Here is a 14762-nt window from a genome sequence, read left to right as displayed (position 1 = left end):
TGTTCACCTGCTGACGCGCGACAGGTGTCTGGCCCGTGCCGCCCGCCAGGCCTCGCTGAAGCGCAAGACCTCGTCTTCCGTCGTCGTGGGTCCGATCGAGATGCGGATCGCGCATCCGGCATCCCGCTCGTCAAACCCCATGGCGCGCAGAACCGCGCTTGACGTCACCTTGCCGCTGGAGCAGGCGGATCCGGCCGAAATGGCAAAACCCGCAAGGTCCATCTGCATCACCTGCGTCTCGCCCTTCCAGCCCGGCGTAACCAGGCAAGTGGTGTTGGGCAGGCGTGGTGCGCCTTTCCCGACCAAAATAGTTACATTTCCGTCGAGGTCCAGAGAGTTTTCTAGAATATTTCTAAGTTGAGCGACCCGGTCCCAGACCCCATTCGCAAGATCTTGTGCAGCTGCCAGTACTGCACCCCCAAATCCTGCGATCCCGATCAGGTTCTCGGTTCCCGACCGACGGCCCATTTCCTGCCCGCCGCCCTTTATCCGGGCCTCCACGTCCAGCCCGCGCCGCAAAACCAGCGCCCCGATTCCCTTGGGGCCACCCAGCTTGTGGGCCGAGATCAGCCCCATATCGACGCCGGACCAATCGAACGCCACAGGCAGTTTGCCGAACCCTTGAGTAAAATCGCAGACCGCCAGCCCTTCGGGCAGATCCTGCACAATGCCGGTTTCGGAATTGGCGATTTGCAGCGTTGAGTGCGCGGGGTCGGTCACCATGACCCGCCCCGCCCCATCCACCGGCAATTCTTCGGTGACCCAGGCCCGCACCGCGTCATGTTCCACGCCCGACCCATGCAGCCCACGCCCCGCCAACGCCAGCGCCGCCGCCTCGGTCGCGCCCGAGGTAAAGACGATATCGCTGGCCTGTGCCCCGAACGCCTCGGCCACCTGCGCCCGCGCCTTTTCGATCAGCGCCGTGGCTGCGCGCCCCTCCGCATGGACCGAGGACGGGTTGCCCACCACATCCATGGCCGCATACATCGCCTTCCGCGCCTCGGGGCGCAGCGGGGCCGTCGCGTTCCAGTCGAGATAGCTGCGCGGTGCCATGTCACCCTCCTGCTCGGTTCGCGCCCTTCTGCCCCGGCCCGCCGGAAAGGTCCAGTTACCAGGCCGCTAACGCATCCCCATTAACCTTAACGCGGCGCCCTGCACCTTTCTTCTTGGCCAAAATACTTCCGCCGGAGGCGTCCAGAACAAGCCAACTGCGCCACAGCGAAATGGCTCAATCCTCATCCACCACATGAAACAGGTTCGGCACCGCCGGGCACGGGGTCAGGTCGTTCTGCACCACGTCAGAAAGTCGCGTCTGGTGCAGGAAGACATAGACATGCGCGCTCAGCCCCTCCCAAAGCCGGTTGGTCATGCTCTGCGCGCGGCTGCCCGACATCCCGCCCGAGGCCCCCGCCCCGGTATGCAGCGCGCTCACCGTTTCATCCACGGCCCCCAGCACATCGGACACCCGGATCTCAGCGGCGGGCCGTGCCAGGCGATAGCCCCCGCCCGGCCCCCGCACCGACTCCACCAGCCCGGCCCGGCGCAGCTTGACGAAGAGCTGTTCGAGATAGGGCAGCGAGATATCCTGACGCCTCGAGATTTCCGCCAGCGAGGTCAGCCCTTCGGTTCCCTGAAGGGCAAGATCGGCCAGCGCAACCATCGCATAGCGTCCCTTGGTGCTCAGTTTCATCGGTTTATCCCTTCTGGCGCGGCGTTCAGAGGCCTATGAACATTGACCTTTCCCGCAAGGAGGCTTAACTGCGATCCACCCCCCTGTTCAAGCCGGACGGGGGCTGATCCGACATTCTAGGTAGCGTCGCGCAAGGGCGTCAATGACAACCCCGCCGCGCCAGACGCGCCAGCAAGAGCAAAAGTTGAAGGAGCCGCGATGCCCGAGGTGATTTTCCCTGGACCGGAGGGCCGACTGGAAGGCCGCTACCACCCCCAGAAAGCCAAGGACGCCCCGATCGCGATCATCCTGCACCCGCATCCGCAATTCGGCGGCACGATGAACAACCGCGTGGTCTATAACCTGCATTACGCGTTCCACAAGATCGGCTTCACCGTGCTGCGGTTCAACTTCCGCGGCGTGGGCCGCAGCCAGGGCGAATATGATCAGGGCATCGGCGAGCTCTCCGACGCCGCCTCGGCGCTCGACTACCTGCAGTCGATGAACCAGAACTCCAAACATTGCTGGGTCGCAGGCTTCAGCTTTGGCGCGTGGATCGGGATGCAGCTTCTGATGCGTCGGCCAGAGATCACCGGCTTCATCTCGGTCAGCCCGCCCGCCAATATGTATGACTTCAGCTTCCTGGCGCCCTGCCCCTCCTCTGGTCTGATCATCAACGGATCGGCTGACCGGGTGGCCAAGCCACAGGACACCCGCATTCTGGTCGACAAGCTGCATGAACAGAAGGGCATCACCATCACCCACGAGGAGATGGAAGGTGCGGGTCACTTCTTCGAAGATCCCTACATGGACCCGATGATCGACTCGGTGCAGACCTATGTGAAGCGCCGTCTGACAGAGTCTACCCGCTGATGTCCGGTGGCGGCGATTTCATCACTGAGTTGGCCGACAAGCTGGCGATGGACGCGCTTCAGGCCGAAGAAGACTATGATGACGACCGGCTGATCGAACAGCTGTCGACCACGATCGGGGCCGCCTCGATGACTCTGCAAGAGGCCTTCATGACATCTGTCCGCATCCGCCGCGCCGAAAAGCGCGGGCGTATCTGGCTGGACGCACGCATCGCCAAGGCCAAGGCGGCGAAAGCGGCGGAATGAGCGACCGGCTCGACCGACAGCTCGCGTTCCTGATCGAGGCCGACCGGCTGAAACGGATCGACCGGGCCAGCTGGATCACCGGGCGTATCCGCCGCGAAAACAGTGCCGAGCATAGCTGGCACCTGACGCTCTTTGCGCTCACGCTGGCCGATCAGGCCCCGGACGGCGTGCGCATCGACCGGGTGATCCGCATGTTGATCCTGCATGACCTCGTGGAAATCGACGCAGGTGACGCCCCCGTTCACGGCACCTACGACTCTGAGGCGCTTGCCCTCGCCGAACAGGCGGCTGCAGATCGCATCTTCGGACTTCTCCCGGATGATCTGGCGACAGAGTTCCGCGCGCTTTGGGACGAGTTCGAAGCCGCCGAAAGCCCCGATGCCGTCTTTGCCAAAGCGCTCGACCGGTTTCAGCCACCGGTTCTGAACCTGCATTCCGAGGGCGGCAGTTGGCCTGAGTACAATGTGACCGAAGATCAGATCCGCACCCGCGTGGGTCACAAGATCACCAAGGGCGCACCGGGGCTGTGGGACTGGCTGAGCCCGAAGATCACGGAATTTTTCGGTCGGCGCTGATGCCGTGCGGTGACAGGCGGGCCGGCGTTCGTTAGGCTTTGCGCATAGTTGCTGCAAAGTATTTGAGAGCCCGCATGTCCCAGACACTTACCATTGTCATCCTCATTCTCGCATCGCTCGCCGGGACGGGGTTGATCGGCTACGCGCTCATGCAGTCCTCCCGGCGGCAAGCCGCGCTGCGCGACGTTGTGACGAACAGGGGCTGGCGCTATGACCGGCAGGAAGGCTCCGGCGGACGCGCCCGCGCGACCACGATTTCCGACCCCGAGGCCGGGTGGCGGATGGAAATCAAGCTCAATTCGGCCACCGATGGCAGCGGTCGCACCAAACGAAGCACGACATGGCACGCCCCGGACGCCGGAATCGCGGAGGGGCTGGCCATTCTTGGGCCTGCCCTCACACCCGCGGAGGCCAGGAAGGCCGAAACCATGCTTGGCAAGCTCGGCGGTGGCATGGGCGGTTTCCTGATGTCCAGCATGTTCGGCGATCTCGGGTCCGAGGCCGCGCGGCTCGAATCCGTGGACGTCCCCGGTGCCCGCTGCCTGATGATGGCCACGCCCGAGGCGCGGGAGGCCCTAACCCCGATCGCCTCGCACCCGATCATGGACGGGACCGAGGACAGCCTGCCGCGCGGTGCGCTGCCCGTCATCCGCCGATCGCCCAAGGGGTTGGAGATCTCGCTGCGCACCGCCCTGTCCCGCCCCGAACAGGTTCTCGCCCTGGCGGAGCTTGGCGCCGCGATACAACGCGAACTCAGGCCAGGATAACGGTATACGATTGCATACACTTTGCAGAGTTGCTATCCCTCCCGCAACACACCCCCAGTTCCGAGGTTCCCGATGACCAAGATCAAAGTCGACAATCCCATCGTCGAGATGGACGGCGATGAAATGACCCGCATCATGTGGGATTTCATCAAGCAGAAACTGATCCTGCCCTATCTGGATATCGACCTGCTCTACTACGATCTCGGGATCGAACACCGCGACGCGACCGACGATCAGGTGACCGTGGATGCCGCCGAAAAGACGCTGGAGGTCGGCTGCGCCGTCAAATGCGCGACGATCACACCCGATGAACAGCGGGTGGAGGAGTTCGGCCTCAAGCGCATGTATCGCAGCCCCAACGGAACGATCCGCAACATCCTGGGCGGCGTGGTCTTCCGCAAACCGATCATCTGCCGCAATGTCCCGCGTCTTGTGCCCGGCTGGACCCAACCCATTGTCGTGGGCCGCCACGCCTATGGCGACCAGTACCGCGCCACCGATTTCCGTTTTCCGGGCAAGGGCAAGATCACGCTGAAATTCGAGGGCGAGGATGGTGAGGTGATCGAACGCGAGGTCTTCGACGCACCTTCAGCCGGGGTCACCATGGCGATGTACAATCTCGACGAGTCTATCCGGGACTTCGCCCGCGCCTCGTTCAACTATGGCCTCGACCTGAAATGGCCGGTTTACCTGTCCACCAAGAATACGATCCTCAAGGCCTATGACGGTCGCTTCAAGGACATTTTCCAGGAGGTGTTCGAAGCGGAGTTCGCAGACCAGTTCAAAGAGGCGGGCATCGAATACCAGCACCGGCTGATCGACGACATGGTGGCCTGCGCGCTGAAGTGGAATGGCGGGTTTGTCTGGGCCTGCAAGAACTACGATGGCGACGTGCAGTCCGACACCGTGGCGCAGGGTTTCGGCAGCCTCGGGATGATGAGCTCTCAGCTCCTGACGCCCGACGGCAAGATCATGGAGGCCGAGGCGGCGCACGGCACCGTCACCCGCCACTACCGTCAGCATCAGGCTGGTCAGCAGACCTCCACCAACTCCATCGCGTCGATCTTCGCCTGGACCGGGGCGCTGAAACACCGGGCCAAGCTGGATGACAACCAGCCCCTTCGGACCTTCGCAGAGACGCTTGAACGGGTCATCATCGACACCGTGGAAGCGGGGCACATGACCAAGGACCTCGCCCTGCTGGTCGGCCCCGATCAGGGCTGGCACACGACGATGAGCTTCCTCGAAAAGATCGACGATAACCTGAACAAGGCATTGGCGGGGTGATCCGCGTTCTGAAATCGCTCCTCCTATGGCTGCCTGCCATTCTGGCGCTGTTCCCCGCCTACGCGGTTGTCCGGCTTCGGCTTGAATGGCTGGCGGATTGCGAAGGGGGCCGCGCCGCCAACCCCGGTTACAACGTGGCTGATTGCTGGGATAATGAGCGGGCAACCCTGATCCTTACCGTCATCGCGCTGCTTCTGATCCTGCCGGCGGTCAGCTTCGGGCTGTTCCGCCTGCTCGCCCGGCGCAAGGCCGGGCCCGGCACGGATCAGGCATAGCCACCGCGTTACCAATCGCTACATTGCCTCCATGTTCTGGCGCGCCCTGTTTCTGCTTATCCTCGTTGTGGCCCTGTCGGTCCTGCTGACCCTTTGGCTCGGCGACGAGGTGCTGATCGCACTTGGTCTGATCTTCCTGCAGCTCAAGGTGATCGGCCAGAAGATCGTGTCAATCGAGCTACCCGCGGTGCTGATCTGGCTGAAAACGCAAGCCGCGCTCTTCTTCCGCATCGAGCTGATCAAGAAATGGGTCATGACCACGGTCCTGCCGATGATCATGGGCTCGGCCCTGCGCAACCGGCTGGATGCGCTGTTCAAACGGTTCAAGGCAGCAGCGGCCGAGCGTTACAGCCGGATGATGGACTGGTATCGCGGGCTGGCATGGTATGAACAACTCGTCGCCGCGCTCATCGTGATCTTCGCCACGCTGGCGCTCTCGGTCAGTTCCATCGGGCTTTGGGTCGTGCTCTTCTCGGTCAAGCTGCCCTTCATGATCGCGGCGGGCGTCGGCGCGCTCTGGCGGATGCTGTGGACGACGCTGGCCAAGTGGCTCTTCAAGCTGATCGCCTTTCTGCAACTGGGATGGGCGTGGACATGGGTCCGCCGCCGCCTGCCGGAAAGCTATCTGGAACAGAAACGCCGGTGGGATTTCCGCGTCGCCCGCGCAGTGGTGCGCCGCCGCCGGATGACTGTGCGCCAGTTGCACGAGCAGAAAGACAGTCTGTCGATGCGGCTGTCGCTGATCGCGGGCTATTTCCGGCAGGCAAGGCCCGAGATGCCTGCGCCCGAGGAACGGGACGGGGATCAGAGCGGCAGGTCGTAAAGCTCCATCCGGTCGCCTTCGAACCGGGCGATCTTGCCGGGGGCCAGCGGTGTCCAGTCGGCCTCTCCCATCTCCAGCGGTTCAGAAACAACCGCCCATCCCATGCGCGTGTCCGACCAGCGGTAGTAAACCGTGGGCGAAATGCTGTCGCAGGATCCGCGTGCGGCCCAGAGCGCGGTGCCATCGCTGAACGCAGCCGACAGGCGCAAATGTGGCGCTGCGCCGAGCGACCGGGATAATCCCGCCAGCTTGCCCGCCGCCCGTGCCAGCGCCCCCGCCGGATCGCCGTCCAGACCTTCCGCTAGTGCCAGAAGGAACAGCACCTCGCTATCCGTCGCCCCTTTGCGATAGGCATAAAGATCGTCGGGCACCATCATGTCGGCATGTTTACGGAAATGTTCAAACCCGCCGACCTGCCCGTTATGCATGAAGCTCCAACGCCCGACCACGAAGGGATGACAGTTGTTGCGGCTGATCGCCGACCCGGTCGAGGCGCGCACATGGGCCAGGAACAGGCCGGAGCGCACCTGTTCCGCAAGCGACCTCAGGTTCGGGTCCGACCAGGCCGGATAGACATCGCGGTAGAGCCCCGGTTCCGGCCTTCGGTCATACCAGGCCAACCCGAACCCGTCGCCATTGGTGACGGTCTTTGCCTCTGTGGCGTTCTGACTTTGGTGGATCAGGGAATGGCCGGGACGGCTGACCACCTCGTCCAGAAAGATCGGTTCCCCGATATAGGCGGCCCAACGGCACATGCGGCGCTCTCCGGTGGATGAGATATGTTTTTTGCGCCGAGGCCCCGGCGCAGGGAAGCGTTTTGCAGCCCGGACGCGATCACCACGCCCGAAATGCCAAGGGCTCGCGCATTCCGTCTGTGGCAATGCGGCCCGAGGAAAGCGCCGCAGGGGCTTGACGAGGGCCGCCCCCGCTCGATGCCACGAGGGTGGCGAACCGCCCTATTCGTATTCCTCGACGATCACCAGATCACGCTCGGACGCGCCGCGCGCATGGCTTAGCGCCTCCTGGTAGCGCGCCGATTCATAGCACGCGTTGGCCGCGTCGAGAGACGGAAACCGGGCCACCACATTGCGGGGATGGTCCCGGCCTTCCTTCTGGACGTAGCGCCCGCCACGGGCCAGAAAGACACCGCCATGTTCGGCAATCGCCTCCGTCGCGATTGCCGCGTATTTCGAATAGGCCGCTTCGTCGGTCACCGTCACATGGGCAATCCAGAGTGCAGATGGCATGGCTCAAACTCCCTTCAAAACTGTTTCCGCCGCCGCGATGGCCGCCTCGGCCCCGCCGATATCCTTGCCGCCACCCTGGGCCATGTCGGGCCGGCCGCCGCCGCCCTTGCCGCCCAGTTCGACGACCGCCGCCTTCAGCAGATCGACGGCAGACACCCGGCCTGTCAGGTCATCGCTGACCCCCGCTGCCACGGCCACCTTGCCGCCCGCATCGGCCATCAGGAGCACCGCAGAGCCGTCGCCCATACGCGCCTTGTGCTCGTCAATCAGGCCCGGCAAGTCCTTGCCGGTCACCCCTTCCAGCACCTGCGCCAGGAAGGTGATGCCGTTCACATCGCGATCCGCCGGGGCCGCGCCGCCGCCGCCGCCAGCCATCGCCAATTGCTTGCGCAGCTGCGCCACCTCGTTTTCCAGCGACCGGCGTTCGGCCATCAGGGCCTGAACCCGCTCGGCCACATCGCCCGGCTGCGCCTTCAACAGGCCCGCGACCGCGGCCAGCCGGTGATCCTGCGCCGACAGGTAGTCGAAGGCCGCTGCCCCGGTCAGCGCCTCGATCCGGCGCACCCCGGCGCTGGAGGCACTGTCGCCGAGCGCCACGAACACACCGATATCACCGGTCTGGCGCACATGGGTGCCACCGCAGAGTTCCAGCGAATAGGTCTCGCCATCCATGCCCTTGCCAGACCCGGCCAGCTTGCCCATGGACACCACGCGTACCTCATCGCCGTATTTCTCGCCAAACAGCGCTTGAGCCCCGAGGCCGCGTGCATCATCGGGCGTCATGATCCGGGTCTCGACGGGGGTATTCTGGCGGATGAAGGCGTTCACCTCCTCCTCGACCTGCTTGAGTTCCTCCAGCGTCAGCCCCTTGGAATGGCTGAAATCGAAGCGCAGCCGGTCGGGCGCATTCAGCGACCCGCGCTGTGCCACATGATCGCCAAGCGCCCGGCGCAACGCTTCGTGCAGCAGGTGCGTGGCAGAGTGATTGGCCCGGATCGTGCTGCGACGGCTGTGGTCAACCTCTAGTTCCACCGGGTCGCCCAGCTTCATCTCACCGCGCTCCATCGTGACCTTGTGGGCCGTGATCTTGCCATCCGCGAATTTGCGCGTGTCCTCGACCAGCGCCACCTCATCGCGGTCTTCCAGCCGCCGGATCACGCCGGTATCGCCCACCTGGCCGCCGGATTCACCGTAGAACGGGGTCTGGTTCACAACGACCCAGCCTTCGCCATCCTGCGCAATCCCCTCGACGCGGGCACCATCGACGATCAGCGCGATGACCTGGCCTTCGGCCTTTTCCGTGTCATAGCCCAGGAAATCCGTCGCACCCTTGCCGTCGGCGATGTCGAACCAGACGGCATTGTCAGCCGCCTCGCCAGAGCCCGACCACGCGGCACGGGCCTTGGCTTTCTGCTCTTCCATTGCCACATCGAAGCCTGCCGTGTCCACCGCCCGGCCCTTCTCGCGCAGCGCATCCTGTGTCAGGTCGAGCGGAAAACCATAGGTGTCATAGAGCTTGAACGCGGTCCGGCCCGGCAGCTCCGCCCCGTCGGGCAGATCGGTCATTTCCTCGTCCAGCAGCTTCAGGCCGCGATCCAGCGTCTGGCGGAACCGGGTTTCCTCCAGCTTCAGGGTTTCCTCGATCAGGGCCTGCGCGCGCGTCAGTTCCGGGTAGTGCTGGCCCATCTGGCTGACCAGCGACGGCACCAGCCGATGCATCAGCGGATCGGCCGCTCCCAACAGGTGCGCATGACGCATGGCGCGCCGCATGATCCGGCGCAGCACATAGCCGCGGCCCTCGTTCGAGGGCATCACACCATCGGCAATCAGGAAGGAGGTCGAGCGCAGATGGTCCGCGATCACCCGATGATGGACGTTCTTATCGCCGTAGGGATCGACGCTGGTGGCATGAGCCGAGGCCTCGATCAGCGCCTTGAACAGGTCCGTGTCGTAGTTGTCATGGCTGCCCTGCAACAGCGCGCCGATCCGTTCCAGCCCCATGCCGGTGTCGATCGACTGCATGTCGAGCGCGCGCATCGAGCCGTCCTCGAACTGCTCGTTCTGCATGAACACGATGTTCCAGATCTCGATGAACCGGTCGCCGTCTTCCTCCGGGCTGCCCGGAGGGCCGCCCCAGATATGGTCGCCATGATCGTAGAAAATCTCGGTGCAGGGGCCGCAGGGGCCGGTCGGGCCCATCTGCCAGAAATTGTCGGAGGTCGCGATACGGATGATCCGATCCTCGGGCACGCCCACCTTCTTCCAGATCTCGAACGCCTCGTCATCGGTATGATAAACTGTGGTATACAGCTTGTCTTTCGGGATGCCGAAATCGCGTGTGATCAGTTCCCAGGCGAAATGGATCGCCTCATCCTTGAAATAATCCCCAAAGCTGAAATTTCCCAGCATTTCGAAGAACGTGTGATGGCGCGCGGTATAGCCCACATTGTCGAGGTCGTTATGTTTGCCGCCGGCCCGCACGCATTTCTGCGATGTCGTCGCGCGGTTGTAGTCGCGATGTTCGACCCCGGTGAAGAGGTTCTTGAACTGGACCATGCCCGAATTGGTGAACATGAGCGTCGGATCGTTGCGCGGCACCAGCGGAGAGCTGTCGACGATTTCATGGCCGTTGCGGGCGAAGTAGTTCAGGAAGGTGGAGCGGATGTCGTTCAGGCTGGCCATCGTGGCAGGGCCCCTTCTCGGCAGGCGGTTTTGCAGGTCTTACGGCATGTAAACCCCACCCGCGACGCTGTCCACAGGGCAAAACGGTCTCGGAGCGGGGTGCCCATGAAAAAGGGCGGCTCCTGCCGGGCCGCCCCTGTCATACTTCCGCCGGGAGATCACTCCTCGACCATGTCCTCGTCACCCTCGGCCATGTGGAAATCCAGCCCGTGGGCGGCGCGGATCTTGTCTTCGATGGACATTGCGACCGACGCGTTTTCCTTCAGGAATGTCTTTGCGTTCTCTCTGCCCTGCCCGATCCGTTCATCGCCGTAGGAATACCAGCTGCCGGATTTTTCCACCACGCCGGCCTTGACGCCCAGATCCAGCAATTCGCCGGTCTTGGAGATGCCTTCGCCATACATGATGTCAAACTCCACCTGCTTGAAGGGCGGAGCGACCTTGTTCTTCACAACCTTGACGCGGGTGGCATTTCCTACCACCTCGTCGCGGTCCTTGATGGACCCAATCCGGCGAATGTCCAGGCGGACGGAGCTGTAGAATTTCAGCGCATTGCCGCCGGTTGTGGTTTCCGGGCTGCCGAACATGACGCCGATTTTCATGCGGATCTGGTTGATGAACACCACCGTGCATCGCGTCCGGCTGATCGAGCCGGTCAGCTTGCGCATCGCCTGGCTCATCAGGCGGGCGTGGACGCCGACCGAGCTGTCGCCCATGTCGCCTTCCAGTTCGGATTTCGGGGTCAGAGCGGCGACTGAATCGACCACGACCATGGTCACCGCACCGGAGCGCACCAGCGTATCCACGATCTCCAGTGCCTGTTCGCCGGTGTCGGGCTGCGAGATCAGCAACTCGTCCAGATCGACACCCAGCTTTTTCGCGTATAGCGGGTCAAGCGCATGTTCCGCATCGACAAAGGCGCACACGCCGCCCTTCTTCTGCTCTTCCGCGATACAATGCAGCGTCAGCGTTGTCTTGCCGGAGCTTTCAGGCCCGTAGATCTCGATGATGCGACCCTTGGGCAAGCCGCCAATGCCGAGTGCGATGTCGAGCCCGAGCGACCCGGTCGAGGTCGCCTCGATCTCCGCCACCGGATTGTCGGCGCCGAGTTTCATGATGGAGCCCTTGCCGAACTGACGTTCGATCTGGGCCAGCGCACTGTCGAGCGCCTTCTGCTTGTCTGCGGATTTACGATCGGTCATGTCGAGAAGGTTTGCCATTGCCATGTTGTTCGGCTCCTTATTCCATACCGCTTGCTCCGCGGCAATGATGCTCATGTTCGCCTCTTGTTCTCAACCCGTTCTGAGATCAAAACGCGAACATTTCAAGTAAAAACTTGTCGTACCCAGTTTTTCCGTGAAGGATTAAGAAAGGGTTTAAAGTGACGAAATAAGTGGAGTTTCAAACGGATGCTGGTGTTCTGGAAGCAGAGAATCGTTCTTCTGGCGGTCCCCAAGACGGGCACAACGGCGCTAGAACAGGCCTTGTTGCCCCACGCCAGCGCGGCGATTCTCGATCCGCCGGGCCAGAAACATGTCTCGGCGCAGGGATACCGGAACCGCCTGTCGGGCTTTTTCGAACAGCGTGGCAAGCGCCCGATGGAGCTGGTGGCCGTGATGCGAGAGCCGGTTGACTGGCTTGGAAGCTGGTACAGGTACCGGTCCCGCCCGCAACTGGACGGCAAGCCGAACTCCACCGCCGGGCTCAGCTTCGACGCATTCGTCGAGGCCTGGTTGCGCGACGACAAACCTGCCTATGCCGAGGTCGGATCGCAGGCCAATTTTCTCTCCGACGGTCAGGGCAAACTCTCCGTCGACCGGCTCTTCCGATACGATTGCATCGCGAATCTGGTCCGTTTCATGGAAGACCGGCTGGACACGTCGCTGGACATGTCGCGGGCCAACATGTCCCCCAAGAGGCCTGTTGAGCTCTCGGACGCGATGCGGAACCGCCTGATGCGAGAAGCCGCGGCTGAATTTGCCTTGTGGGACAGTCTTTCTGGGCAGGGCTAATGCAGTTGCCGCTGCACTGTGGAGGTCAGGTCCGACAAGGTAAAAGGTTTGGCCAGAAAGACCGAATTGGGGACCTTCGCCTCGGTCTGTTCCACCGCGTCCTCGGCGTAGCCTGACACGAAGACGACCTTGACATCGGGACGATCCTTCAGCGCCTCGCGCACCCATGTCGGGCCGTCCATGCCCGGCATGATCACATCGGTGACGAAGACATCCACGTCGAGGCTGCTATCCGCGAGTGTCTCCAAAGCTTCCTCTGCGTTTTCAGCCTCAATCACGGTGAACCCGCGCATCCGCAGCGCCCGCGAGGCGAAGGCCCGGACCGAGGCCTCGTCCTCGACCAGCAGCACCACCGCATCACGGGGCAGATCCACGAGCCGGGACGGGAGTTCTCGGGTGGCTTCGCCATCCGGGGCGACAGGCTCGTTTCGATCATGTACGGGGAAATAGATCACGAATTCGGAGCCTTCTCCCACTATGCTGTCGACAAACACATAGCCACCCGACTGCTTGACGATCCCATACACCATCGAAAGCCCCAGCCCGGTCCCCTCTCCCGCGCGCTTGGTGGTGAAAAAGGGCTCAAAAATGCGCGCGATCTGATCGGGCGGTATCCCCGTGCCTTCATCGCGCACATGGATCGTCACATATTGACCGGGTGCCACCTCTGCCCGGTCGCGGCGCAGCGCGTCTTGCAGGGTGGTGACGCGTGTTTCGACGCGGATCGTGCCGCCCTCCGGCATGGCGTCGCGCGCATTCACGACGAGGTTCATGATGACCTGATCAAGCTGTCGGCGATCCGCGCGGATCGGCAGGAGATTCGGATCGTGGGTCAGGTCCAGCTTGATCTTCTCGCCCACCAGCCGGTTCAGCAAATGGGTCAGATCGGGCATGGTTTCCCGCAGGTCCAGCACCTCTGGCCGCATGGTCTGCTTGCGCGAGAAAGCCAGCAACTGGCCAACGAGACTGGCGGCACGGTTGGCGTTCTGGTTGATCTGGACAAGATCCGCATAGTCGGGATCACCTTGGTCGTGGCGCAGCATCAGCAGATCGCAATGGCCCGTTATTGCAGTCAGCAAGTTATTGAAATCATGAGCGACACCGCCTGCGAGTTCGCCCACGGCCTGCATCTTCTGGCTTTGCACGAATTGCTGTTCCATCGATTTGAGCGCCGTCGCATCGTGCAGAACACCCAGAAGCGTGGCCTCGCCCTCTCCGGCAATGCGGCCAAGGGTGATCTGCACGAAGCAATCATCCTCTCGCATCTTCGCCCGCACCATTTCGGGCCGCGAGGGGATGCGCTCCTCCAGCACATCGCTCAGCCAGTCATGAATCGGCCTCCCCAGACCTTCGACCACATCGGCGAGATTCGTCGTGCCATCGGGGTGGCAGGCCATCAACGACTGAGCGCGGGGGTTGGCAGCCAGAATGCGCCCGTCCCCGGCAATGTGGACCAGCGCCACGGGAAGCGCACCGAAGGCCCGCGCGGCGACGCTGTCTTCCAGCGGCAGCAGATCGACCGGCAGCACATAGATTTCCCGGCGCCCGTCCCCGGCCTGAAGCTCTATCACCAGAACCTCGATCCAATCCTCCGCCCCGCGCAGACGTACCCTTTGGCCGGTCTTGACCGGCAGGGCTTCGAACACATCCGAAAGCGCCTTTTTCCGGTCGCCAAGCGTCTCGCGCATCGCTTCGTTCATCGACAGGATCGTGTCGCTGCGACTGACCACCATCATCGGCAGGCTGGTACCGCCGGGATGGCGATGATGGTGGTCCACGATTTCCTCCAGACGCCAGAGCGTTCCGGTGCCCACGCGAAACGCCGTCACCTGCACCGCACCGCGCCGCGTCACAACGGTTTCGCGGCAGGACCGATCGCGCATCAGGGCGGTTTCCTGCCGGAAGGCCACAGCCGAGGCATTGGGCACCAGCCCGGCAAGGGCGCGCGACATGGGCTGTCCGTCGCGCGGGCCGAACCGGTCGCAGGCGGCGGGATTCTGAAACAGGATGGCGCCGTGGGAATCGGTACAGAACACCGCAACGGGATCTTCTGCGGCCACCGAGATGGCATTGCGCATGGCCGTTTCATCGGCGCGCGCACGGCGGAATTGTCCGAGCGTCAGCAGGAATGCCGTCGCCGTGATCGACGCCGCCGCGGCAAGCCCTGCAACGCGCGCCAGGACAGACTCCGCAAGATAGGCCACAGGCAAACAGGCCAGGGCCAGCAGGATCAATGCCCAGGTGGCACCGCCCCTTGGCAACAGGTTTCGCCTGCGCGACACGACCGACTGCTCCGCCACCCTGATC

General features: G+C 63.2%; 15 protein-coding genes. 8 read left to right on the top strand and 7 right to left on the bottom strand.

Annotated elements, in window-relative coordinates:
* Nucleotides 1-3 precede the first annotated feature (3 nt).
* Both ACOOEX_RS08100 and ACOOEX_RS08095 read right to left on the bottom strand, forming a co-directional pair.
* Entirely contained in the window at nucleotides 4-1053 is a 1050-nt protein-coding gene (locus ACOOEX_RS08100) for a cysteine desulfurase family protein (RefSeq protein ID WP_420397925.1), read from the bottom strand.
* 175 nt (nucleotides 1054-1228) lie between these two features.
* Entirely contained in the window at nucleotides 1229-1690 is a 462-nt protein-coding gene (locus ACOOEX_RS08095; RefSeq protein WP_420397924.1) for an Rrf2 family transcriptional regulator, read from the bottom strand.
* Between the two features lie 198 nt (nucleotides 1691-1888).
* Here ACOOEX_RS08095 and ACOOEX_RS08090 point away from each other — a divergent pair, with 198 nt between their 5' ends.
* From ACOOEX_RS08090 to ACOOEX_RS08060, 7 genes are all read left to right on the top strand, one after another.
* A complete protein-coding gene (locus ACOOEX_RS08090; RefSeq protein ID WP_071690437.1) occupies nucleotides 1889-2542 on the top strand; it encodes an alpha/beta hydrolase in 654 nt (217 codons plus the stop codon).
* Nucleotides 2542-2787: a hypothetical protein gene (locus ACOOEX_RS08085; protein WP_071690436.1), complete on the top strand. Its 246-nt coding sequence runs from the start codon at nucleotides 2542-2544 to the stop codon at nucleotides 2785-2787. The genes ACOOEX_RS08090 and ACOOEX_RS08085 overlap by 1 nt, the downstream gene beginning before the upstream one ends.
* Nucleotides 2784-3362, top strand: coding sequence for an HD domain-containing protein (locus tag ACOOEX_RS08080; protein WP_420397923.1), 579 nt, complete (start codon nucleotides 2784-2786; stop codon nucleotides 3360-3362). Before ACOOEX_RS08085 ends, ACOOEX_RS08080 begins: the two co-directional genes overlap by 4 nt.
* 74 nt (nucleotides 3363-3436) lie before the next feature.
* Nucleotides 3437-4129: a hypothetical protein gene (locus ACOOEX_RS08075; protein ID WP_420397922.1), complete on the top strand. Its 693-nt coding sequence runs from the start codon at nucleotides 3437-3439 to the stop codon at nucleotides 4127-4129.
* A 72-nt stretch (nucleotides 4130-4201) separates the two neighbouring features.
* Nucleotides 4202-5416, top strand: a complete 1215-nt coding sequence (locus tag ACOOEX_RS08070; RefSeq protein WP_420397921.1) for an NADP-dependent isocitrate dehydrogenase — start codon at nucleotides 4202-4204, stop codon at nucleotides 5414-5416.
* A complete protein-coding gene (locus ACOOEX_RS08065; protein WP_420397920.1) occupies nucleotides 5413-5691 on the top strand; it encodes a hypothetical protein in 279 nt (92 codons plus the stop codon). The genes ACOOEX_RS08070 and ACOOEX_RS08065 overlap by 4 nt, the downstream gene beginning before the upstream one ends.
* A gap of 31 nt (nucleotides 5692-5722) precedes the next feature.
* Nucleotides 5723-6514: a hypothetical protein gene (locus ACOOEX_RS08060; RefSeq protein ID WP_420397919.1), complete on the top strand. Its 792-nt coding sequence runs from the start codon at nucleotides 5723-5725 to the stop codon at nucleotides 6512-6514.
* Here the strand turns inward: ACOOEX_RS08060 and ACOOEX_RS08055 are convergent.
* From ACOOEX_RS08055 to recA, 4 genes are all read right to left on the bottom strand, one after another.
* Entirely contained in the window at nucleotides 6496-7269 is a 774-nt protein-coding gene (locus tag ACOOEX_RS08055) for a class II glutamine amidotransferase (RefSeq protein ID WP_420397918.1), read from the bottom strand. The genes ACOOEX_RS08060 and ACOOEX_RS08055 overlap by 19 nt on opposite strands.
* Nucleotides 7270-7470: 201 nt before the next feature.
* Complete coding sequence (locus tag ACOOEX_RS08050) at nucleotides 7471-7761, bottom strand: DUF1330 domain-containing protein (RefSeq protein WP_420397917.1); 291 nt, start codon at nucleotides 7759-7761, stop codon at nucleotides 7471-7473.
* A 3-nt stretch (nucleotides 7762-7764) separates the two neighbouring features.
* Complete coding sequence (gene alaS, locus ACOOEX_RS08045; protein WP_420397916.1) at nucleotides 7765-10443, bottom strand: alanine--tRNA ligase; 2679 nt, start codon at nucleotides 10441-10443, stop codon at nucleotides 7765-7767.
* Nucleotides 10444-10601: 158 nt separating this feature from the next.
* On the bottom strand, nucleotides 10602-11669 hold the full coding sequence (gene recA, locus ACOOEX_RS08040; protein WP_071690429.1) for a recombinase RecA: 1068 nt from the start codon (nucleotides 11667-11669) through the stop codon (nucleotides 10602-10604).
* A gap of 183 nt (nucleotides 11670-11852) precedes the next feature.
* Here recA and ACOOEX_RS08035 point away from each other — a divergent pair, with 183 nt between their 5' ends.
* Entirely contained in the window at nucleotides 11853-12455 is a 603-nt protein-coding gene (locus tag ACOOEX_RS08035) for a gamma-glutamyl kinase (RefSeq protein ID WP_420397915.1), read from the top strand.
* On the opposite strand, the gene ACOOEX_RS08030 is transcribed toward ACOOEX_RS08035, so the two are convergent.
* Nucleotides 12452-14755, bottom strand: a complete 2304-nt coding sequence (locus ACOOEX_RS08030; protein ID WP_420397914.1) for an ATP-binding protein — start codon at nucleotides 14753-14755, stop codon at nucleotides 12452-12454. The genes ACOOEX_RS08035 and ACOOEX_RS08030 overlap by 4 nt on opposite strands.
* Between the last annotated feature and the right edge of the window lie 7 nt (nucleotides 14756-14762).

Origin of the sequence: Nioella sp. (genome assembly GCF_965215655.1) — a bacterium.
In the GTDB taxonomy this organism is placed as follows: domain Bacteria; phylum Pseudomonadota; class Alphaproteobacteria; order Rhodobacterales; family Rhodobacteraceae; genus Nioella.
Note: the sequence above shows the minus strand (reverse complement) of the source record. Positions and strands in the feature narration are given on the sequence as shown.